General features: G+C 43.9%; 19 protein-coding genes. 12 read left to right on the forward strand and 7 right to left on the reverse strand.

All coding sequences use genetic code 11. The features are described 5' to 3' along the window. The first annotated feature begins 1 nt into the window (after nt 1). A complete protein-coding gene (locus A3762_RS11490) occupies nt 2-1,750 on the forward strand; it encodes an arylsulfatase (protein WP_082869094.1) in 1,749 nt (582 codons plus the stop codon). A gap of 130 nt (nt 1,751-1,880) precedes the next feature. Here the strand turns inward: A3762_RS11490 and A3762_RS11495 are convergent, their stop codons facing one another. Next, the gene (locus A3762_RS11495) at nt 1,881-2,177 is read right to left on the reverse strand and encodes a hypothetical protein (protein WP_156493410.1); all 297 of its coding nucleotides are present in this window, start codon (nt 2,175-2,177) and stop codon (nt 1,881-1,883) included. Nucleotides 2,178-2,375: 198 nt separating this feature from the next. Here A3762_RS11495 and A3762_RS11500 point away from each other — a divergent pair, with 198 nt between their 5' ends. After that, nucleotides 2,376-2,750 carry a DUF805 domain-containing protein gene (locus A3762_RS11500; RefSeq protein ID WP_068499778.1) on the forward strand — a complete coding sequence of 125 codons (375 nt, stop codon included), beginning with the start codon at nt 2,376-2,378 and terminating at the stop codon, nt 2,748-2,750. On the opposite strand, the gene A3762_RS11505 is transcribed toward A3762_RS11500, so the two are convergent. Continuing rightward, entirely contained in the window at nt 2,740-3,483 is a 744-nt protein-coding gene (locus A3762_RS11505; RefSeq protein ID WP_068477367.1) for a 2OG-Fe(II) oxygenase, read from the reverse strand. The genes A3762_RS11500 and A3762_RS11505 overlap by 11 nt on opposite strands. A 266-nt stretch (nt 3,484-3,749) precedes the next feature. On the opposite strand from A3762_RS11505, the gene A3762_RS11510 reads away from it, so the two are divergent. Together A3762_RS11510 and A3762_RS11515 are read left to right on the forward strand one after the other, a co-directional pair. After that, nucleotides 3,750-3,956, forward strand: a complete 207-nt coding sequence (locus tag A3762_RS11510; protein ID WP_068755623.1) for a hypothetical protein — start codon at nt 3,750-3,752, stop codon at nt 3,954-3,956. A gap of 99 nt (nt 3,957-4,055) precedes the next feature. Then, complete coding sequence (locus A3762_RS11515) at nt 4,056-5,087, forward strand: DUF484 family protein (RefSeq protein WP_068755625.1); 1,032 nt, start codon at nt 4,056-4,058, stop codon at nt 5,085-5,087. Here the strand turns inward: A3762_RS11515 and A3762_RS11520 are convergent, their stop codons facing one another. Beyond that, nucleotides 5,088-6,107, reverse strand: a complete 1,020-nt coding sequence (locus A3762_RS11520) for an AraC family transcriptional regulator (protein WP_068755627.1) — start codon at nt 6,105-6,107, stop codon at nt 5,088-5,090. Between the two features lie 102 nt (nt 6,108-6,209). On the opposite strand from A3762_RS11520, the gene A3762_RS11525 reads away from it, so the two are divergent. Genes A3762_RS11525 through A3762_RS11535 form a run of 3 tightly spaced genes read left to right on the forward strand, consistent with a single transcriptional unit; the run spans nt 6,210 to nt 11,045 of the window. After that, nucleotides 6,210-7,814: an FAD-binding oxidoreductase gene (locus A3762_RS11525; RefSeq protein WP_068755629.1), complete on the forward strand. Its 1,605-nt coding sequence runs from the start codon at nt 6,210-6,212 to the stop codon at nt 7,812-7,814. Nucleotides 7,815-7,818: 4 nt separating this feature from the next. Beyond that, nucleotides 7,819-9,477, forward strand: coding sequence for a glycerol-3-phosphate dehydrogenase/oxidase (locus tag A3762_RS11530; RefSeq protein WP_068755630.1), 1,659 nt, complete (start codon nt 7,819-7,821; stop codon nt 9,475-9,477). Beyond that, nucleotides 9,474-11,045, forward strand: coding sequence for an FGGY-family carbohydrate kinase (locus A3762_RS11535; protein WP_082869095.1), 1,572 nt, complete (start codon nt 9,474-9,476; stop codon nt 11,043-11,045). Before A3762_RS11530 ends, A3762_RS11535 begins: the two co-directional genes overlap by 4 nt. 250 nt (nt 11,046-11,295) lie before the next feature. On the opposite strand, the gene A3762_RS11540 is transcribed toward A3762_RS11535, so the two are convergent. Beyond that, nucleotides 11,296-12,246: a response regulator gene (locus A3762_RS11540; protein ID WP_068755632.1), complete on the reverse strand. Its 951-nt coding sequence runs from the start codon at nt 12,244-12,246 to the stop codon at nt 11,296-11,298. 127 nt (nt 12,247-12,373) lie between these two features. On the opposite strand from A3762_RS11540, the gene A3762_RS11545 reads away from it, so the two are divergent. Both A3762_RS11545 and A3762_RS11550 read left to right on the forward strand, forming a co-directional pair. After that, nucleotides 12,374-12,856: a YajQ family cyclic di-GMP-binding protein gene (locus tag A3762_RS11545; RefSeq protein WP_068755633.1), complete on the forward strand. Its 483-nt coding sequence runs from the start codon at nt 12,374-12,376 to the stop codon at nt 12,854-12,856. Between the two features lie 42 nt (nt 12,857-12,898). Then, nucleotides 12,899-14,449 carry an MFS transporter gene (locus A3762_RS11550; protein ID WP_068755634.1) on the forward strand — a complete coding sequence of 517 codons (1,551 nt, stop codon included), beginning with the start codon at nt 12,899-12,901 and terminating at the stop codon, nt 14,447-14,449. A 5-nt stretch (nt 14,450-14,454) separates the two neighbouring features. Here the strand turns inward: A3762_RS11550 and A3762_RS26480 are convergent, their stop codons facing one another. The 3 genes from A3762_RS26480 to A3762_RS11560 form a co-directional block, all read right to left on the reverse strand. Beyond that, on the reverse strand, nt 14,455-14,646 hold the full coding sequence (locus A3762_RS26480) for a hypothetical protein (RefSeq protein WP_156493411.1): 192 nt from the start codon (nt 14,644-14,646) through the stop codon (nt 14,455-14,457). Then, nucleotides 14,634-16,547, reverse strand: a complete 1,914-nt coding sequence (locus A3762_RS11555) for a bifunctional diguanylate cyclase/phosphodiesterase (protein ID WP_068755635.1) — start codon at nt 16,545-16,547, stop codon at nt 14,634-14,636. The genes A3762_RS26480 and A3762_RS11555 overlap by 13 nt, the downstream gene beginning before the upstream one ends. 175 nt (nt 16,548-16,722) lie before the next feature. After that, a complete protein-coding gene (locus A3762_RS11560) occupies nt 16,723-17,037 on the reverse strand; it encodes an MGMT family protein (RefSeq protein WP_068755637.1) in 315 nt (104 codons plus the stop codon). Between the two features lie 78 nt (nt 17,038-17,115). Between A3762_RS11560 and A3762_RS11565 the strand changes: the two genes are divergently transcribed. The 3 genes from A3762_RS11565 to groL all read left to right on the forward strand — a co-directional run bounded on the left by A3762_RS11565 (nt 17,116) and on the right by groL (nt 19,732). Then, nucleotides 17,116-17,583 carry an FxsA family protein gene (locus tag A3762_RS11565; protein WP_068755641.1) on the forward strand — a complete coding sequence of 156 codons (468 nt, stop codon included), beginning with the start codon at nt 17,116-17,118 and terminating at the stop codon, nt 17,581-17,583. Between the two features lie 164 nt (nt 17,584-17,747). Beyond that, nucleotides 17,748-18,038, forward strand: coding sequence for a co-chaperone GroES (locus A3762_RS11570; RefSeq protein WP_068755642.1), 291 nt, complete (start codon nt 17,748-17,750; stop codon nt 18,036-18,038). Nucleotides 18,039-18,088: 50 nt separating this feature from the next. After that, complete coding sequence (groL, locus tag A3762_RS11575) at nt 18,089-19,732, forward strand: chaperonin GroEL (RefSeq protein WP_068477334.1); 1,644 nt, start codon at nt 18,089-18,091, stop codon at nt 19,730-19,732. The last annotated feature ends 94 nt before the right edge of the window (nt 19,733-19,826 follow it).

Here is a 19,826-nt window from a genome sequence, read left to right on the forward strand (position 1 = left end):
TATGACGTTCAAAAATCTCGGTTTTCTTTTTTTATCAGGCATTATATTTTCTCAGTTAACGGCATGCCAAGATACTGCAAATAGTGAACAAGCTTCGGCTGCAGAGTCTGTCGAATCTGAGAGCGTAGAAAAGAGCATGCAGTCTAGTGCCGGAGACGAAGCTGCAGTTAAGACAAGTGCAGCGGTACCTCTTCAGCAAAGTGAAGATTCAACGCCGGTTCAACAGGCAGAAACATCATCGGGTAAGCCCAATATTCTCGTGATTTGGGGCGACGATATTGGATGGTCAAATGTAAGCGCATATAACCATTCGGTTATGGGCTATGGAACGCCAAATATTGACCGAATTGCGAATGAGGGGGTGATGTTCAGCGATCACTATGCCCAGCCTTCCTGTACAGCAGGGCGTGCGGCATTCATAACTGGGCAGTATCCGATTCGATCTGGAATGACGACGGTCGGCCAACCAGGTGACGCGCTTGGTTTACAAAAAGAGTCACCGTCTCTTGCTGAAGTGTTAAAAGAAGAAGGATATCGCACCGGACATTTTGGCAAAAATCACCTTGGTGATAGAAACGAACACCTGCCAACTATGCACGGGTTCGAAGAATTCTACGGAAACCTCTACCATCTCAATACCCAAGAAGAGGCTGAACAGAGAGATTATCAAAATTTTGGTAAAGCCTTTGCGGGTAGCCTGGAAGAGTACGAGAAAAAGTTTGGGACGCGCGGAGTGGTGCATGCGCTTGCGACCGACACCTATGATGCAACGGAAGACCCTCGCTTCGGTGTGGTTGGAAAACAGACTATCGAAGATACCGGACCATTGACTCGTGAGCGAATGAAAAACTTTGATGCAGGTGAAGTGATTCCGCGCACGTTTGAATTTATAAAAAATGCGAAGGAAGCGGAGGAGCCATTTTTCGTTTGGATGAATACCAGCCGAATGCATCTATACACGCGTATCGATACTGAATGGTTGAATAAAGTTGAGAAGTATACTTCGGAAGCCGATTACCACGGCGCTGGAATGATGCAGCATGACCATGATATTGGTCTTGTGCTCGATTGGCTGGACGAGCAAGGTCTCGCAGAGAATACCATCGTTGTTTACTCTACAGACAATGGCCCTGAGCATAGCTCATGGCCTCATGGCGCCACCACACCCTTTAGAGGTGAAAAGATGACGACATACGAGGGTGGCGTGCGTGTGCCAACAATGGTTCGCTGGCCGAATAAAATCAAAGCCGGTACCAAGCTAAATGGTATTCAAGCGCATCAAGATTTATTTACCACTCTAGCTGCGGCCGGGGGTGTGCCTGACGTCAAAGAGAAAATGATCGAGCAGAAAAAACAGTATATTGATGGTGTGAACAACCTTGATTACTGGATGGGGCTATCCGATCATTCTGAACGAAATCACTTGTTCCATTATTACGAAAGTAAACTAACTGCAGTGAGAATGGGACCGTGGAAATTTCATTTCTCAACGAAAGAGGATTACTACTCTAACGTGATTCCGCGAACCGTGCCGTTGGTATTTAATGTTCGTATGGATCCTTATGAGTCTTATGATAATTCGGATTCTTATGGGCACTTGCTGCAGAAAGTATCTTGGCTGATTCAACCGATGGGTCAATTAATGGCGGAGCATCTGCAAACGCTCGCCGAGTACCCACCTGTGCAGGGCGGTAAAACGTTTGATATGTCGAATGTGGTGGCAGAGTTTATAGATAAAGCGCAGCAATAAAGTTCGCATGAACCGAAAAGCGCCGATTGTTTTGAAACAATCGGCGCTTTTTTTGGTTATCAAAACAGCGATATATTAGGGCTAAAGTGGATAAGTCGGACTTTTTATGACTGCGTAGAAGGAAATAAATTTACACCCAGACGATTTTATCTTTTCGCTTGGTCCAGTCCTCGTAGCTTGCTTTAAATGTGTCCTCTACGACATGGCGTTTTATTTTTAACGTGGGGGTAAAGTAGCCAGAGTCTTCAGCCCATGGCTCGCGAAATACAACAAAGTGTGAGAGCTTGGTATAGGCTTCCAACTTTGCATTCGTTGTGTCTAAGGTTTTCTGTAAACTTGCGGTTATTTCCTCATTGCTCATCTCTGCCGTATTCTCTGATAAACAGACTATGGCATAAGGATGAACCATGTTAAGGCGAGTAAGCACTACTCGTTCTATTAGAATGTTGGCTTAAAACTTACTGACCAATTAGCATACATACGGTTTAACTTTCCTCTCGCCGTTTCAAAAGCGTCTTTGAGTCTACAATTAATAGTAGATGTCCCTCATCATTTAAAAAGATACAGTCCACATTTTATCGCTAGTCTAGACTGTTAGACAGTTTAGAGAAAAAGGACCTCAGTTATGTATTGGTATCTTAAAGTTCTCGGCAATTACACAAACTTTGAAGGCAGAGCGCGACGTAAGGAATATTGGTTCTTTGTATTAATTAATATGATCTTTACGGCGGTTTGTTCTTTGCTTGATCAATCGATTGGAACTTTTAACTACGAAACAAATACTGGCACGATCAGTTCGATCTATGGCTTGTTAGTCTTAATTCCAAGTGTGGCTGTTGCTGTGAGGCGTTTACACGATACCAATCGAAGAGGCTGGTGGCTTTTACTGATCTTCGTTCCGATCGCAGGATGGATTATTCTTTTCGTGTTTTTGGTTTTGAAAGGAGAAGAGGAGATGAATCGTTTCGGATTATCTCCTCTAAATAGCGCTACTGATTAGTCGCCATTGGGACGATACTGCGAGGTTGAGAGACTCTCGCTGTCCCTGGGAATGCTCCCCAGCTTACTAGTGCTAATTTCTTACCTTGCTCAATCGGCAGCGACTCATGCGAGAAAACGTGATTAGAAGGGAAAATAACAAGGTCGCCGCGTTTTGGCTGATATGTGTAGTTCAAACCCTTGAAGTATAAGCCCCCACCAACATAATCATCGTTAAGATAGATCAGCATACTGAAGTCCCGATCAATAAACCTATAGAATTGTTTCGCCTGTTGGCAGAATTGGTCAGAGTCTGCGTGTATTCCGTATTTTCCGCCAGGACCGTAACGAAGCAATTGCGCTTCCTCAAACCATTGCGCATTAAGGCCGCCTGATATTTCCACAAGGTACTCGCTGCAGGCACGCTTAAACCAATCATTGGCAAGCGCGCGCTTTTTGCCTAAGTCGACATTTTGAGTGACACGACTCTCGTGACGTTTGTAGACACGTTTGTTAGAGGTTGATTTGGCTGTGTCTACAACAGTGAGCCATTCTCTTTTTTGTTTCTCAGCAAATCGAATGAAACTATTGCACTCAGATGCGCTCAAAAAGTTATGGACTACTTTAATACTTTTTGGTGTTTGTTTTTCTTCAATTGAACTACCACAGCATTCACCAAATGCTTTTTGCGAACGGCAGTAGCAAGGCTTGGTGGTGTCGAAGTGGAATGTCGGCACATAATGTTTTTGTTGCATGATAAACCCCTAGTCAAAACTACAGCGAAATTCGCTTTTTCTTATGGATATTGCTTATCTAACTCAGGAGTGCATTTTATTGACTAAGAAAAGTTTAAAAACCTGTTGTGGATGGAATGTATGTTCCACTCAGGGAACAGTTTGCAAGGGATTTTTGCTTTGTTCCATAAATGGGTTTAATTGTTGCTATTTTGCGCATAGAGTACGCATTTGGGTGTCGGAATGGATTGCACCAAAATTGAGATTTTTAGAGGCAAGAGAATAATATGTCTGGATCTAAGAACATAAAAGAAGCTGAAGTTATTAAGGCAGGTTGCGGTATTCGTTATGACCCTGAGCAATTAGGGACCGATACCGAATTCGATTTTAGTGCTGCACGAGATCTGCTAAAACCTGAAGAATTGAATGACGGAAAAACGGCTAGCGAGTCTAACAAGAAAAACGTAAGAGAGAGCCCCAATAGCAAATGCTAAGACTAGAAAAATGAACAACTATTCATAACTCTATGTGAGCGTACTTCAGTCTTTGCTCTAGACTTAGAAGATAGTAGTTTTCGACGATTAGGAGTAGCTGTGGCTGATGTTAATCAGTTGGTAGAGCGGGCGAAAGCAAATGAATTAATCGCCCAGAATTTGTTTGAGATTGAAGTAGAAATCATGAATATCGCAAGATGTACTGATTTCTTTGATCAGTTGCTATTGATGGTGCATGAAAAGTTCGCAGTAGAGCATGTTTGGGTGACGATTGTTGATGTTCCTGCAAATGAGCATTTCATCCATGCCCTGGAGGACTTAGAAAGCCAAGATCATCAAGAGCACTATCAAAAAGTGACGATGCTTGATTTCTTGCAAGCAACCACGAGTACAAAACAGCCGATTTTGAAAAACCAGCAACTCCAAAAGTGGCGAGGTTTAATCCCCAAAGCTTTGCGCGATCAGATTGCTTCACTTGCAATGTTGCCGATTGTCGTAGAGAAAAAAGTAGTCGGTGCATTGATGTTAGGCTCTCCAAATGAAGCTCGTTACTCCCCTGATAAAGACCATTTTTTCTTAAGACAGCTTGCCGTAAAGGTGTCGCTTTCACTTATTGGTGTATGGGCGCGCGAGCGAGTTGGATTTTTAGCGACAAGAGACCCCTTGACGCATTTGCGTAATCGCAGAGAAATGGAGGAGGCGTTAAGCCAAGAGCTAAGTCGTCATCAGCGACAAGGTGCTGACTTAGCTTTGATGTTCATAGATTGTGATGACTTTAAGCAGGTTAATGATGTTTATGGTCACGAGGTAGGAGACCTTTATTTAAAGCACGTTGCCAATTTGTTGTTGGAAACCACGAGAAAGAGTGACTTGGTGTTTCGATTTGCAGGTGATGAATTTGTGATAATTCTACCTTATCAAGCCCAAGAAGGAGCTGATATTATTGCTTCGAGAATTCGGGAGCAGGTGATCGAGACGCCAATGCCTTATGAGAATGGCAGCATTCAAGCTAAGCTGAGTTATGGCGTTGTTTCAACAGAAATCTTGGCTAAGTATGATGGTCGTTCATTGCTTAAGGCGGCAGATGAAGAGCTATATAAAATGAAGGCTTTAAAGCCTAAGTCTCGTTGATTATCTGTTCAAATTCCTGAATTCTTGAGGACTTACTTTTGTCCATGTCTTAAAACTTCTATAGAAACTCCTTTCGTCTTTGTACCCTAAATTGTAGGCGATATCGATCACTGATAGATCGGTATCAAGCAAGAAGTGTGTCGCTCTTTCTTCTCGGGCTTTTCTTAAAATCTCTCTGTAACTTGTACCTTCAGCATCAAGTTGGCGCTGTAAATGTCGCGTTGATGTATTGAACTCTTGGCATATTAGCTCTTTGCTCGCGATTCCTAACTGTAGGTGCGCTTTAACGGAGCGAAGTATTTGGTCTTTTAAGGTTTCTCCATCAAATTTAAGTTGCGATAAGCTCGTTCGTACTTTTCCTTCTAAGCTGCTTTTAGGGGAGTGCTGTGTTGATACGAGTGGGATTCTCAGCAGTTCATTTGATAGTTCGATTCGATTACTTGTTTGATCAAAAAATACCGGTGCAGAAAATACCTGTTCATAGGTTTGTTGTATGGAATGCGCAGGTTTAGGTCTTGTCAGATATACACCACTTGCCGAAGCTTTGCTGTTTGTTAGCCATCGTGCAAAAAGTGTCCAACTTGCAAGTACGTTGTCGATCATGTGCGGCACAATTAACGAGGTTGTGTAATTGCAGTGCCACACTAACGCGAGATGACTTTCTGTTCGTTGTATCTCTGTCGTCCCCATATCTCCGACAAGTCTCTCAAATAAAGGGATTCGAGAGATGGCTTGTCCTAGAGTTTCACTTTGCTCAATCAGTGCGCCAAGCAAATTATACGAATGGCTTTGTACATACAGTGCGCTGCTTAAGCCCATAATCGGGTCGTTAGAGAGATGCAGAAGGCTAGTTAAAAACTGTTGGAACTGCTGTCCAGATATTCTTCCTTCTTCAGATTGTTCGACGTTGTTCGTGAGCTTTAGATCAGCCAAAAGATCGACGGTATCAATGCGTTTGGCATCTGCGTAGCGAAGGTACTGCTTAAGTGCCGCAATAGATGCAAACCCTAAGTGTTTCATAATAAAAATAGATTGTCCGAAAATGTCAGTGATATTCTACGTTAAGTTTTTATGATGCATCCATAGTAATTCATTGTTTGGAACAAATCGGTAGGTGAAAAAATGCGACGTTGGAATGGTTGGGGTGATGAAGCAAACAAAATGGATTTACCAGAATCTGGGGATGCATTTTTGCTAGAGCATGTTGGTCAAGCTACCCCTCTTGCTGATGCAAGTCTCGATTCAGTATTGGCACAAGTGCCGTCATCTCGATTGCCTGACCATCGATTGATTAATACAGATCCGGATGTTCGTGTGCGTCACGCTCGTGGTCAAAGTCTTCCTGATTGGTTGGCGATGCGCAGTGGTCAGTTTGAATTCTTCCCGGATGGTGTGGCTTTCCCTGAGACAAAAGATGAGATAGCAGAACTTCTTAGTTTTGCCTACGACAACGATATTGTTGTGATTCCTTATGGAGGCGGCACAAGTGTTGCAGGCCATATCAACCCTTTCCAAAGCGATAAGCCGATCTTAACCTTAGCGCTAACGCGAATGAATCGCCTAACCGATATCGATGATTCAAGTTTGATCGCGACATTTGGAGCAGGAACGCCGGGGCCTCTAGTTGAATCGCAGCTTCGTGCAAAGGGTTACACTCTGGGGCATTACCCACAGAGCTTTGAACTATCAACAGTTGGCGGTTGGGTGGCGAGTCGCTCTAGTGGACAACAATCATTGCGCTACGGGCGTATTGAACAAATGTTTGCAGGTGGTTCGATTGAAACACCGAGAGGACGTCTAGAGATTCCAACAATTCCTGCATCATCAGCAGGGCCAGATGTAAGAGAAATGATCCTTGGTTCGGAAGGTCGTATGGGTGTTATTAGTGACGTGAAAGTGCGTGTCACTCCATCGCCAATTCAAGAAGACTTCTATGTTATCTTCTTCCCAACTTGGAATCAGGCTAAAGCCGCGGCACGTCATCTAGTGCAAGCGAAAATTCAACTCTCTATGCTTCGCCTTAGCAATGCGATCGAAACCAAAACGCAGCTCGCATTGGCAGGGCATCCTGGTCAAATTGCCTTGCTTGAGAAGTTCTTGTCTTGGCGAGGTGCCGGTGAGGGCAAGTGCATGATGACATTAGGTGTAACAGGTATGCCTGATCAATGTCGTTCTGCGCACAGACTAATGAAGCGTTTAACTCGTCCATTAGGCGGCGTTTACACCGGCTCATATCTAGGTAAGAAATGGGCTGCGAAACGTTTCACCATGCCGTATCTGCGAGAAGCGTTATGGGAAAAAGGATATGTGGTCGATACGCTTGAAACGTCTACAGACTGGAGCAATGTCGATAACTTACTTGATAAGATCGAAGCGAATTTACGGAAATCTCTGCAAGACAAAGGTGAGAAAGTGCATGTGTTCACGCACTTGTCACACTTTTATTCTCAAGGTTCCAGTATCTACACGACTTATGTATTCCGTGCAGCAGATACTTACGAAGAAACTCTTGCTCGCTGGAAAACTCTGAAAACAAGCACTTCTGAACTTATTGTGAACAATGGCGGAACGATCAGTCATCAACATGGAGTTGGCAAGGATCATGCCCCCTATTTGCCAACGGAGAAGGGTGAGTTAGCCATGGGTATGATTCAATCTCTTTGTGATCATATGGATGAGAAAGGGCTATTAAATCCAGGAACGCTGCTGCAAGAAAAGGCAGAGTAAGACCATGGCGCTGTCATATTGGTCTCCTGGTTGGAGAGATCAAACCCTACAATCTCTCTCAAACGGACAGTCATTTGACTTGATCGTTGTTGGAGGTGGTATTACTGGAGCGGGTATTTATCGAGAGGCGACGGCGAAAGGGTTAAAGGTTTTACTCGTTGAGCAAAAAGATTTTGCTTGGGGAACATCGTCTCGTTCTTCGAAGATGGTTCATGGAGGCTTGCGCTATCTCGGTAAAGGGCAATTCGGATTAGCCAAAGACTCTGTGACTGAGAGACAGAAACTCATGGAGCAGCTTAAGGGGCTTGTTGATCCACTTCCTTTTCTGATGGGGCATTATAAAGGTGGTTTTCCCGGGCCTTGGATTTTCGATAAATTGTTGGCGATCTATGACTTGTTTGCAGGAAAGCGATATCGACAGTTTGTGAAGTCTCAGGTAAATGATTTTTATGCGCCGGGCATGAAACAGAGAGAGCTGCTAGGCGCGACTCGTTTCATGGATGCCGTAACTGACGATGCTCGCTTAGTAATGCGTGTCTTGGCTGATGGGAATGAGCAGGGCGGTATTGCTCTTAATTACCTCAAAGCAACGGGTGTTATGCGCTCAGGTTCAGAAGTTGAGCGTAATACAAAAGTGATTGGCCTGTATTTAAAAGACGAACTCAGCGGCAAAGAACTTCAAGTTCAAGCTAATGCTGTGGTTAACGCCAGCGGTGCCTGGACGGATGAACTTCGTCAAATGCTTGGTAATAAGAAAAGTATTCGACCTTTGAGAGGAAGTCACCTAGTTATTCCATTCTGGCGTCTACCGGTCGCCTTTTCCGTTAGTTTTTTCCATCCGAAAGACAAGCGGCCAGTATTTGTTTTTCCTTGGGAAGGTCAAGTCGTGATCGGTACAACAGACCTTGATCATCATAATACGATGTCTAGCGAGGCATCGATTACTGAAGATGAAGTCTCTTATCTTTTGGATGCCGCGAATTCACAGTTTGATCATGCAGCGCTGAAGCGTGAGGACATTATCTCTTCTTGGTCCGGTGTGCGGCCAGTTGTTGTTGATGAATACAGTGCTGAGGATGATGTTGCTACGAACAAACCATCAGACGAGAAACGTGAGCATATGGTTTGGGATGACGCAGGGTGTATCAGTATCGCCGGCGGCAAACTCACGACATTTCGCTTGTTAGCGCTCGAAGTATTGCGTGCAGCTCAACCGTATTTACAAAACAAACTTTCCCTGTCGGATTTAGATGCGCTTTCAGACTTTCGTGAGTCCGATGAATCCGTGTTGATTGGCGACCATAAGCTATCGAAGCAACGCCGTCAGAGGCTCGTTGGTCGTTACGGTCATATTGCTAATCAACTTGTGGAGCAAGCGGATACTGATGATTTAACGCTGTTAGGCAACACTGAAGTTTGCCTCCAAGAATTATTATGGGCGTGTGAGAACGAAGCCGTTGAGCATTTAGATGATCTTCTTTTGAGACGTGTACGGATAGGCATGTTGTATCCGGAAGGCGCGATTCATTTGATTCACCCATGGACAGATTTATTGCGCGAGCGTTTGCAGTGGTCGGTTCAAAAATGGGATGAAGAATGGCATAGATATAAAAATATCGTTGCGGATCACTACAGCCTTCCGAAACAAAAGGAGTGCGTGTGAGCGATACAATACTTGCCATAGATAACGGAACGCAGTCTGTTCGTGCATTGCTTTTTGATCGAAACGGAGAACTGTTGGCAAAGGCGAAAGTTGAAATTGAACCTTATTTTTCGGTGCACCCAGGTTGGGCCGAGCAAGAGCCTGAAATCTATTGGCAGGCTTTGGTTGATGCTTGTTCTGCGCTATGGGGTGAAATGGCAAATTTAGGTCTTAATAAGGCTGATATTGCTGGAGTGTCGGTCACGACACAGCGCGGCACCATGGTGAATCTTGATAAAGGTGGTAAGCCATTACGACCTGCTATTACTTGGCTGGATCAGCGTAATTCAAAAGCCCTCGGGCATTTGCCAAAGCTGCATGAGCTAGCATTTAAAATGGCTGGCGCTAAAGATCTTGTTGAGCGCTATCAAGCACGTGCACAGTATCTTTGGATAGCATCCAACCAACCAGACATTTGGGAAAAAACGGATAAATATCTCAATCTATCTGGCTTTCTAAACTATCGCTTGTGCGGTGACTTTGTCGATTCTCTTGCCTCGCAAGTCGCATATTTGCCTTTCGATTATAAAGGCTTGAAGTGGTCCGCAGAGAGTGATTGGCGTTATCGTTTGCTTCCTGGATTTAAACAAGAGTTATTCCCTAAGCTGTATCGCCCAGCTACGGTGATGGGGCAAGTTACCGTCGATGCTCAAAATATGACGGGTATCCCTGCTGGAGTGCCACTGATTGCTTCCGCATCAGATAAAGCATGCGAGATTCTTGGTTCAGGTGGTCAGTCAGATGATGTGGCATGCATGAGTTATGGCACAACGGCCACAATCAATACAACAAGTAAAAAGTACATAGAACCTATTCGATTCATGCCTGCATATCCATCGGCAATCCCAGATCATTATTGCTCTGAAATTATGATTTTTCGCGGATTTTGGATGGTTAGTTGGTTTAAAAATGAATTTGGACTTCGTGAGCAAGCAATGGCCGAGGCGCAGAATGTTAGCCCAGAGAGTTTGTTCGATGAGCTAGTGAACGCTGTGCCGCCCGGGTCAATGGGATTGATGCTGCAACCCTATTGGACGCCGGGTGTGCGAGATCCGGGGCCTGAGGCTAAGGGGGGCATTATTGGGTTTGGTGATGTGCATACGAGAGCACATGTTTATCGCGCTATTCTGGAAGGCTTGGCTTATGGTCTTCGTGAGGGGATGGAGCGTTTAGAAAAACGCAATAAGCAAAAAATTAAACTCCTAAGAGTCAGTGGTGGTGGTTCGCAAAGTGATGCAGCTCTGCAATTAACGGCTGATATTTTTGGCTTGCCCGTAGAAAGGCCACATACCTATGAAACTTCTGGTTTAGGTGCGGCGATGGATGTTGCTGTTGCGCTGGGATGGTATAGCGATTGTCATACAGCTATTGCTGGTATGACGCGAGTTGGTAAGCGATTTGAGCCTACTCACGAAACGCATATTACCTATAACCGTTTATACAATGAGGTGTATTTGAATATGTATAAGCAGTTACGGCCCTTGTATCGTTCTATTCAAGATATTACCGGCTACCCTGAGAAATCTTAAGCAAATAAAACGCTTCAGTGCGCAAGCAAGGAGCGTTGTTAAATTCTTTTGCGAATTAAATATTCTCGTAAAAAGAGTGAAGCGTCTAAAGTAGACGCTTCACCAAATCGGGATACTTTATATAATCCACTCCTTAAGTCTAAAGCTTGGAATTAAAAGCGCTGTTTCTTAAATGTCACACTTTTGTTACAGCTTGTTTTCGGGTTGCACGATTAATAATCAAACTGGTTTTTTATTGAGCAAATGCCCGTTAGAGAGCATTAATAACGTAAGTGTTTTCTTCCTTACATTCAGAAATTTTCTGCGCATTAAACGCATTCATTTCACTTAATGTGGCTGTCGTTGAATCTTGATCAGCAAAACACACGGCGCAAGAAATTGAAATAGCGATAAATCCCGCCGACGTTTTAAAAGCCTGCTTATCTAGCCCCTGATAAAACCGTCTATAAGTTGAAAGGTTGCAATCATTAGGGTCACGAAAGTGCGCTAGAACGATAAACTCGTTCTCAGAATATCTGCATACTTCGTCCAAAGGGCGCACGAGGGTATTCACTCGTTTAGCAATCTGTTCGCTTAACTCTTGGCATACAGGCGCTTTATATTCACTGAGAATGCTGCCCCAATTTTTGATGGTGATCGACATATAGCTCACTGCACCACCCCGAGCTTGAGTATGTCTATATAAGCGATCTAATGTTTGCTCAGCGTATTGGCGGTTAGCGAGTCCAAGCAATGGGTCGATACTTGGTTTTTCCTGTAGAAGGACAATTTCAGCGCTTAATGATTTTTGGCGCTCTAATGCATTACTTAGCTGGCGGGCGATGCGTAATCCTGACCTGACGCGAGGAATAAGTTGATGATTTATTTCAGATTTGAAAATGAAGTCATCTAAACCTTTAGAAAGAGCTTGTTGCACGCTTTCTTCGTCATCTTTACCTGTCATCAACAAGCAATACGTGAAAGTAGAACGTGACAGATTGTCGGCTTTTATTTGCTCGCACAACGCTATGCCGTCGATGTCGGGCATTATCCAGTCTGAGATGACTAAGTTAGCTGGACGTTCGGCAATAAGGCTAAATGCATCATTTGCATGATGCGCTACTCGAATATCAGTGAAGCCATGTTCACTCAGTCGTTTCCTAACAATCGCTGCGCTAAATTTAGCGTCATCAACGATGATAATGGATGATTTAGTGGGCATTTTCCTTTCCCTTATATTTTATTATCTCTACATCAAGCGCTGTGTTGGGACGTTTCCCAATTAGTCGTTCTTGTGTAGACTTTGTCCGATCCTAGTTGATAGTCAGTTTATTTTAACGGAGAAATATATGCCATCTTTCGACGCTGTCTCAGAAGTAGATATGCATGAAGTCACGAATGCTGTAGATCAAGCAAAGCGTGAGCTAAGTAACCGTTGGGATTTTAAAAACGTCGACGTAGATATCGTGCTTGAAAATAGCAAACTAACGTTTTCTGCAGAGCAGGATTTTCAACTAGAGCAAGTTGTTGAAGTTGCGAAGATGGCTTTAGCTAAGCGTAAAGTTGATTCCCGTGCAATGGTAGAAGCGGGAGATAGCAAGGCCGGTAAGCTAGTAAAGAAAACCTTTGATTTAAAGCAGGGTATTGATTCGCTGACGGCGAAGAAAATGATGAAGCTCGTGAAAGAGTCAAAAATCAAAGTGCAGGCTGCAATTCAAGGCGAAAAAGTACGCGTTACAGGTAAAAAACGCGATGATCTTCAGCAGGTAATGGCACTATGGAAAGAGTCAGACATTGAGGTGCCTTTGCAGTACAACAATTTTCGCGACTAGCCCTTTACCTTACTTCAAGCCGTAACTGATAAGAATAAATATATGCACAATCAGCAAGCTGACTGGCGTGGATCGCTAAGATCTTTTGCGCATCCTCGCGTGGTCTCGATGCTTTTCTTTGGTTTTTCTGCGGGCATTCCTTTACTCCTTATTTTTTCTTCTTTGTCTTTGTGGCTCAGAGAGGCAGGTGTTGAACGATCTGCTGTGACTTACTTTAGTTGGGCGGCTCTTGCATATTCATTTAAATTTTTATGGGCACCCTTGGTTGATCAGTTGCCTTTGCCTTTTCTCACCAAAAAATTGGGACGTAGAAGGGCTTGGTTATTACTTTCTCAGTGCTCAATTGTTCTATCGATTGTCCTCATCGCGTTGATCGATCCCTCTAAGGAAAATGCGCTAACCATCATGGCGCTCGCAGTAGTTTTGCTTGGTTTCTCGTCGGCAACCCAAGATATAGCCATTGATGCATATCGGATTGAGTCCGCATCGAGTGATCTTCAGGCATTAATGTCTTCAACCTATATTGCGGGTTATCGCATTGGTATGTTGAGTTCCGGTGCAGGCGCCTTATTCTTGGCCAGCGGTTTCGGCTCCTCTATGGAGTCATATAGCTATGAAGCATGGATGTTTACATACATCATTATGTCTTTAACGATGTTGGTTGGTTTGGTAACAACGCTGAGTGTTTCAGAGCCGGTTTCCGCAGAATTGAGAGCCAAACGAGACTATTCTTCAGTCCAATATCTTCGTTTTCTTGCGATGTTTTCTATGAGTATTTGCATCTTTGTTGGTGTGTATATTGTTGGAGCGGATCAAGTAGAGCAATTAAAACGTGACGTTGGTAGCTATGCTGGAAACGAGGCACTCGCAAATTTTTCGATTGAATGTCTGCGTCTGATATTTGCCGTATTGATTGTTTGTTTCTTTATTCGTTTAGTCTCGTTCACTTCAATGTATGAGCATCAATTAATCCAAGACTCTTATATTTCACCGGTTAAAGAGTTCTTTTCACGTTACGGCATCAGATTGGCTGTTCTTCTACTTGTTTTTGTGGGTTTCTATCGTGTTTCCGATATCGTTCTTGGCGTCATTTCGAATGTGTTTTTTCAAGATATGGGATTTAGTAAAACTGAGATCGCTTCGGTCGTAAAAACCTTTGGTTTGTTTATGACCATTCTGGGAGGCTTTCTTGGCGGCGTTTTGTCTGTGCGTTTTGGCGTGATCAAAATGCTGTATGCAGGTGCATTTCTAACCGTTGCGACGAATCTTTTGTTTATGTTGTTAGCGAAAACGGGCTATGACATTGAACTGCTTTATCTCGTTATTTCTGCAGATAATTTAACAGCAGGACTAGCAAGTGCTGCATTTATTGCCTTCTTATCCAGTCTAACAAATGTGTCGTTTACGGCAGTTCAATATGCGATTTTTAGTTCATTAATGACGCTGCTGCCAAAGGTTATTGGTGGCTATTCGGGGAGTATGGTTGATAACCTCGGCTATTCGAATTTCTTTCTTGTGGCAAGCATGATGGGTGTGCCTGTGCTTTATCTTATTTATCGTATTCAAAAGCACGACACATTTAAGAATTTGTAGTTGACTTAACGACGATTAAAGTAAGCGCTTGCAAACCTTTTGAGTATTTCATAGTGGCTGCTTGCGTCGTTCGAACTGGATTTTTCTCGTCGCTCATCTTCATGGCCTACGTTGTAGGTTGGATCGTTTGCGGCGGAGCCAGTTTTTTGTAATCTCGCCACATGGCAAAGTTGCTGAGTAAAGCTTAGATGTAGCATAAGCTCTCCTTAATTAAGTGCAGAAATTGACTTTCTTCTATAGGTTTACAGTAGTGGTAGCCTTGGACAAGGTCACAGTTCATATTTTGTAGAAGAACTGCCATTTGATGGTTCTCGACACCTTCCGCGACCACTTCAATGCCAAGCGCATGAACCATATCGATGATCCCTTTTACAAGCGTTCTGTCTTCAGGAGACTCGAGTATTTCATCGATGAAACTTTTATCGATTTTAAGAACTTCGATAGGGAGCTTTCTTAAGTAGCTTAACGACGAATATCCGGTGCCAAAGTCATCAATAGCAGTACGAATACCAAGTCTCTTTAATTCATTTAGAGTCGAAACTGCTAATTCAATGTCTTCCATGATGGCAGTCTCGGTGACTTCGAGTTCCAACATAGAAGGGATTGTTTGAATCTCTTTTAGTACCGAAGCAACATCCCTTTGAAGTAAACCTTTTTGGAAGTGTTTCGCTGAGATATTTAGCGCCAGAACAAAATCTGAATCTAGATGAGGCATCCATTCATTTAAGTACTCACAACAACGGCGTATTACCCATTGTGTAATTGGAATAATCTGGCCACTTTCTTCGGCAATCGGAATGAATTCCATCGGGCTTCTAAAGCTACCGTCGGTCATACGCCAGCGAATGAGCGCTTCTGCGCCTTTAATTGAACCTGACTCTAAACAGATTTTTGGTTGGAAAAACAGTTCGAACTGATCGTTCTCAAGTGCTTGATTGATTTCATTACGAATACGGAGACGGTGCTCGCATTGTGATGATACTGAAGCGTCATAGACCTGATAGATATTCGAGCCTTGTTTCTTGGCTTGTGTCATTGCCAAGTTAGCGTAAGTAATAAGTCGCTCAGAATCGTTACCATGCATATTGAGCGTTGCAATACCGATACTAACGCTCATGTAAATATCTTGCTTGCCGATGTGATATGGCTTTGAGAAACAACTCAAAATTCGTTCTGAATATGCTGTCGCTTCATCTAGGCTAGTTTGCTTGCCAAGAATGGCGACGAATTCATCTCCACCATGTCGAGTTAGGGTGGCACATTCAGGAAGTTTACTTTCCATTCGGCGCGCAACCTCGATCAAGAGAGAATCACCAACACTATGTCCTAAAGAGTCGTTGACGTCTTTAAATCCATCTAAGTCGATGAACATCACAACAACATCTTTGAATGTTTTTTGTGCTTCGTTGACGGATTTTTTAAGTCGTGATAAGAGTGAACGCCGGTTTGGCAGTCCGGTTAAAAAGTCGTGAAAAGTACGGTGTTTCGCTTCTTTCTCTTTCAACTTCAGTGCCGTGACATCTCTGAAGCTCCATACTTGCCCGACAATTTCATTGTCATGCCAGTGAGCCTTTGAATGTGCTTCTAACCAGCGACCATCGTATGTTTGAAGTTCATGTGTGAATGTTTTCTCCGGCGCTGCGAGAGATAACTTAAGAACGTCAGAGAAGTGGTGATTTCCTTTTACAATGCATTGGCAATGCTCAATAAAATCATGCACATGAGCGAGCCCCGCATTAAAGGTATTCATGCGAAACATCTTGTTGAAGTTCGGATTGCTGAGTCGGATCGAGCCCTGGTTATCGAGCATGACAAGCGCATCGTATGTCGAACTCAAGCTAGCCTGAAGAAGAGAGTAAGATTCTTGCAGAGCTGCCTTGGTTTTTTGTAGCTCGCGAACCTGATTATTTAGCTCTTCGTTACGCAATGCTAACTCAGCGTTTTGCTCTCGCACTGATGCTTCTAAAGCACGTTTATCTTCTTCTGACTGATCAAAGGCATCGCTGACAGCCTGAATCAAAGGCGTTAAACTTTCATCATTGGTGCTGTTATCAAGGTGTTGCTGCAACTGCTCTTTTAAAAGACTATTTTGGGCCATGGCCAAATCCAACTACTCGCGTTTTATTGTGAGCGTGCCGAGTATCTGCTGATGCAGAATACGGCTAAAACTCTCGCTCATTCTTTTTACTCGTCATATTTTTCACTCTAGCTGAGAAATATTAAGTCATTGTAAAGAAACGTATCTTGTGTCGAATGTCGCAGTAAGCGGCCGTTTAGCTCGGCCAAATGTTTTGCAGGAAGTGACTCTTACTTAATGTCTTCGGATGCCCCTCATTCATTAATGCTGCTTGCTGGCGCAGATAAGATGGAGAGTCTTTGGGAAAAGAGATATTGCCTTGGGCATTTAGCACTCTATGCCAAGGGATTTGAGAGTCTTTGGGGAGGTGTTTTAGTACTTGGCCAACAAGTCTTGCATTTTGAGGCAGGCCCGCGGCCGCAGCGATTTTACCGTAGCTGCTTAGTCGACCTTCTGGAATCGAGTTAACGGTTGTCAGAATTGCTTGAGGTTTCAGGCTTGAAAGATCCATGTTCTGGGGTTGTAAAGCTTCTGTTCGCCCCAATTTAACATAACTCGCAACGAAGAATTTTCTTAATCGAGGTATGCAATGCGTCTCGTATTTCTACTATTTATCATCATGCCCATTGTCGAAATGGTCTTATTGATTCAAGTCGGCTCCGTGATCGGAGCTTGGTATACAGTTGGACTTGTTTTATTAACCGCTGTTATCGGGGTGAATCTTCTAAAAAGGCAGGGGCTAAGTACCTTGCTTCGAGCACAGCAAAAAGCACAGCAAGGGGCGCTGCCTGTTTCAGAGATTGGTGAAGGGCTGTTGCTTGCGGTTGCTGGAGCACTATTGTTAACGCCAGGTTTTGTAACAGATGCAATTGGTTTTGCTCTGTTGACGCCTGGTCTTAGAAGCCAATTAGCCAAGCTTGTGGAGGCTAGGATGATCGTTTCTGGTACTCAGTTTTCTCATTCAACTTATTCTTCGCAATCTAGATCTGATCGCTTTGATGATGCAATTGACGCGGAATACGAGGAAGTTCATGAACGGCGCGATCAGTTAAAGTAAGTTTTTCAAAAAAAGTTCTTGAGAGGGCTTGAAAAGCTAGTGAGCGGCCCTATCTAAGCATCACACGTTTCTTACGTATCAGAATGACGTAAGACCAACATAAAAAATTATCTCGAAAGAGACTTATCAAATCGGATTGATAACCTGTTAGGAGAAGCATTGAGATGAACATCCGTCCATTACACGATCGCGTTGTTGTACGTCGTAAAGAAGAAGAAACTACTTCAGCTGGAGGTATTGTTCTTCCAGGTAGCGCTACCGAAAAACCTTCACAAGGTGAAGTAGTTGCAGTAGGTGCTGGTAAAACACTGGATAACGGTAGTGTGCAAGCGATGGCGGTGAAAGCTGGCGATACTGTGGTATTTGGTCAATACGCTGGAAATACCGTGAAAATTGACGGTGAAGAGCTTCTCATCATGGCTGAAAGCGAAATTTTCGGCATCATCGAAGCGTAATTCGGTTTCATTTTCCTACTGATTAGATACGAGTTAAACAGGACAAAAACATGACAGCAAAAGACGTAAAATTCGGTGATTCAGCTCGCCAAGGTATGTTGGCAGGCGTAAATATTCTTGCTGATGCAGTAAAAGTAACACTTGGACCAAAAGGTCGTAACGTTGTTCTAGATAAATCATTTGGTGCGCCAACTGTAACAAAGGACGGCGTGTCTGTTGCGAAAGAGATCGAGCTTAAAGACAAGTTCGAGAACATGGGTGCGCAAATGGTTAAAGAAGTTGCGTCTCAGGCGAACGACGTAGCGGGTGACGGTACTACGACTGCAACAGTACTTGCTCAAGCAATCGTAAACGAAGGTTTGAAAGCTGTTGCGGCTGGTATGAACCCAATGGATCTTAAGCGTGGTATCGACAAGGGCGTACAAGCAGCTGTTGAAGCTGTGAAAGGCATGGCGCAACCATGTGCTGACAATAAAGCGATTGCGCAAGTCGGTACGATTTCAGCAAACAGTGATTCTTCTGTTGGTGACATCATTGCACAAGCGATGGATAAGGTCGGTAAAGAAGGCGTTATCACTGTTGAAGAAGCGAGCGGTTTTGAAGATGAGTTAGACGTTGTTGAAGGTATGCAGTTCGATCGCGGTTATCTATCTCCATACTTCATTAACAACCAAGACAATATGAGTGCTGAGCTTGAAAGCCCATTCATTTTGTTGGTCGACAAGAAAATTTCTAACATTCGCGAGTTGTTGCCAGTTCTTGAAAACGTTGCAAAAGCGAGCAAGCCACTTCTTATCATTGCTGAAGATGTTGAAGGCGAAGCGTTAGCAACCTTGGTTGTCAATAATATGCGCGGCATCGTTAAAGTTGCGGCTGTTAAGGCTCCAGGTTTTGGTGATCGTCGTAAAGAAATGCTCCAAGATATCGCTATTTTGACTGGTGGTACGGTAATTTCTGAAGAAGTTGGTCTATCACTAGAAAATGCTACGCTTGATGATCTTGGTACCGCTAAGAGTGTTAACATCAGCAAAGAAAATACGACTGTGATCGATGGAGCCGGCCAAGCTGCTGAAATCCAAGGTCGTGTAGAGCAAATCCGCCGTCAAATCGAAGAGAGTTCATCCGACTACGATCGTGAGAAGCTTCAAGAGCGCGTTGCGAAGTTAGCTGGTGGCGTTGCTGTTATTAAGGTTGGCGCTGGCTCTGAAGTTGAAATGAAAGAGAAGAAAGCGCGTGTTGAAGATGCGCTTCACTCAACGCGTGCAGCAGTTGAGGAAGGTGTTGTTGCTGGTGGCGGTGTTGCGATGATTCGTGCGCTTCAAGCGATTGCAAACCTTGAAGGTGATAATGGCGATCAGAACGTAGGTATTGATTTGTTGCGTCGCGCTATGGAAGCGCCACTTCGTCAAATCGTTTCTAATGCTGGCGGTGAAGGTTCTGTTGTTTCAGATAAGATTCAACAGGGTGAAGGTAGCTTTGGTTACAACGCTGCGACTGGCGAGTACGGCGACATGTTGGAGATGGGTATTCTTGATCCAGCAAAAGTAACGCGTACAGCATTACAAGCGGCAGGTTCTGTTGCTGGCCTAATGATTACAACTGAATGCATGGTTACAGATGTTGTAGAAGAGGGTGGTGCTGCACCTGCGATGCCTGACATGGGTGGCATGGGCGGTATGGGCGGCATGATGTAAGCTCCCCCTTTAAGCTAAAAAAGCCTCAGCGAATGCTGGGGCTTTTTTGTATCTGGGTGCTTTGTTCATAAAAATGCAGGAACTAGCACCTAAA

The organism is Oleiphilus sp. HI0125, assembly GCF_001635355.1.

Bases quoted from the DNA above. Each gene is read 5' to 3' on its own strand.
- A3762_RS11545 (WP_068755633.1), top strand. From the start codon at position 12,374: ATGCCATCTTTCGACGCTGTCTCAGAAGTAGATATGCATGAAGTCACG.
- A3762_RS11550 (WP_068755634.1), top strand. From the start codon at position 12,899: ATGCACAATCAGCAAGCTGACTGGCGTGGATCGCTAAGATCTTTTGCG.
- A3762_RS11490 (WP_082869094.1), top strand. From the start codon at position 2: ATGACGTTCAAAAATCTCGGTTTTCTTTTTTTATCAGGCATTATATTT.
- A3762_RS11565 (WP_068755641.1), top strand. From the start codon at position 17,116: ATGCGTCTCGTATTTCTACTATTTATCATCATGCCCATTGTCGAAATG.
- A3762_RS11510 (WP_068755623.1), top strand. From the start codon at position 3,750: ATGTCTGGATCTAAGAACATAAAAGAAGCTGAAGTTATTAAGGCAGGT.
- A3762_RS11520 (WP_068755627.1), bottom strand. From the start codon at position 6,107: ATGAAACACTTAGGGTTTGCATCTATTGCGGCACTTAAGCAGTACCTT.
- A3762_RS11505 (WP_068477367.1), bottom strand. From the start codon at position 3,483: ATGCAACAAAAACATTATGTGCCGACATTCCACTTCGACACCACCAAG.
- A3762_RS11570 (WP_068755642.1), top strand. From the start codon at position 17,748: ATGAACATCCGTCCATTACACGATCGCGTTGTTGTACGTCGTAAAGAA.
- A3762_RS11530 (WP_068755630.1), top strand. From the start codon at position 7,819: ATGGCGCTGTCATATTGGTCTCCTGGTTGGAGAGATCAAACCCTACAA.
- groL (WP_068477334.1), top strand. From the start codon at position 18,089: ATGACAGCAAAAGACGTAAAATTCGGTGATTCAGCTCGCCAAGGTATG.
- A3762_RS26480 (WP_156493411.1), bottom strand. From the start codon at position 14,646: ATGCTACATCTAAGCTTTACTCAGCAACTTTGCCATGTGGCGAGATTA.
- A3762_RS11555 (WP_068755635.1), bottom strand. From the start codon at position 16,547: ATGGCCCAAAATAGTCTTTTAAAAGAGCAGTTGCAGCAACACCTTGAT.
- A3762_RS11525 (WP_068755629.1), top strand. From the start codon at position 6,210: ATGCGACGTTGGAATGGTTGGGGTGATGAAGCAAACAAAATGGATTTA.
- A3762_RS11500 (WP_068499778.1), top strand. From the start codon at position 2,376: ATGTATTGGTATCTTAAAGTTCTCGGCAATTACACAAACTTTGAAGGC.
- A3762_RS11560 (WP_068755637.1), bottom strand. From the start codon at position 17,037: ATGGATCTTTCAAGCCTGAAACCTCAAGCAATTCTGACAACCGTTAAC.
- A3762_RS11540 (WP_068755632.1), bottom strand. From the start codon at position 12,246: ATGCCCACTAAATCATCCATTATCATCGTTGATGACGCTAAATTTAGC.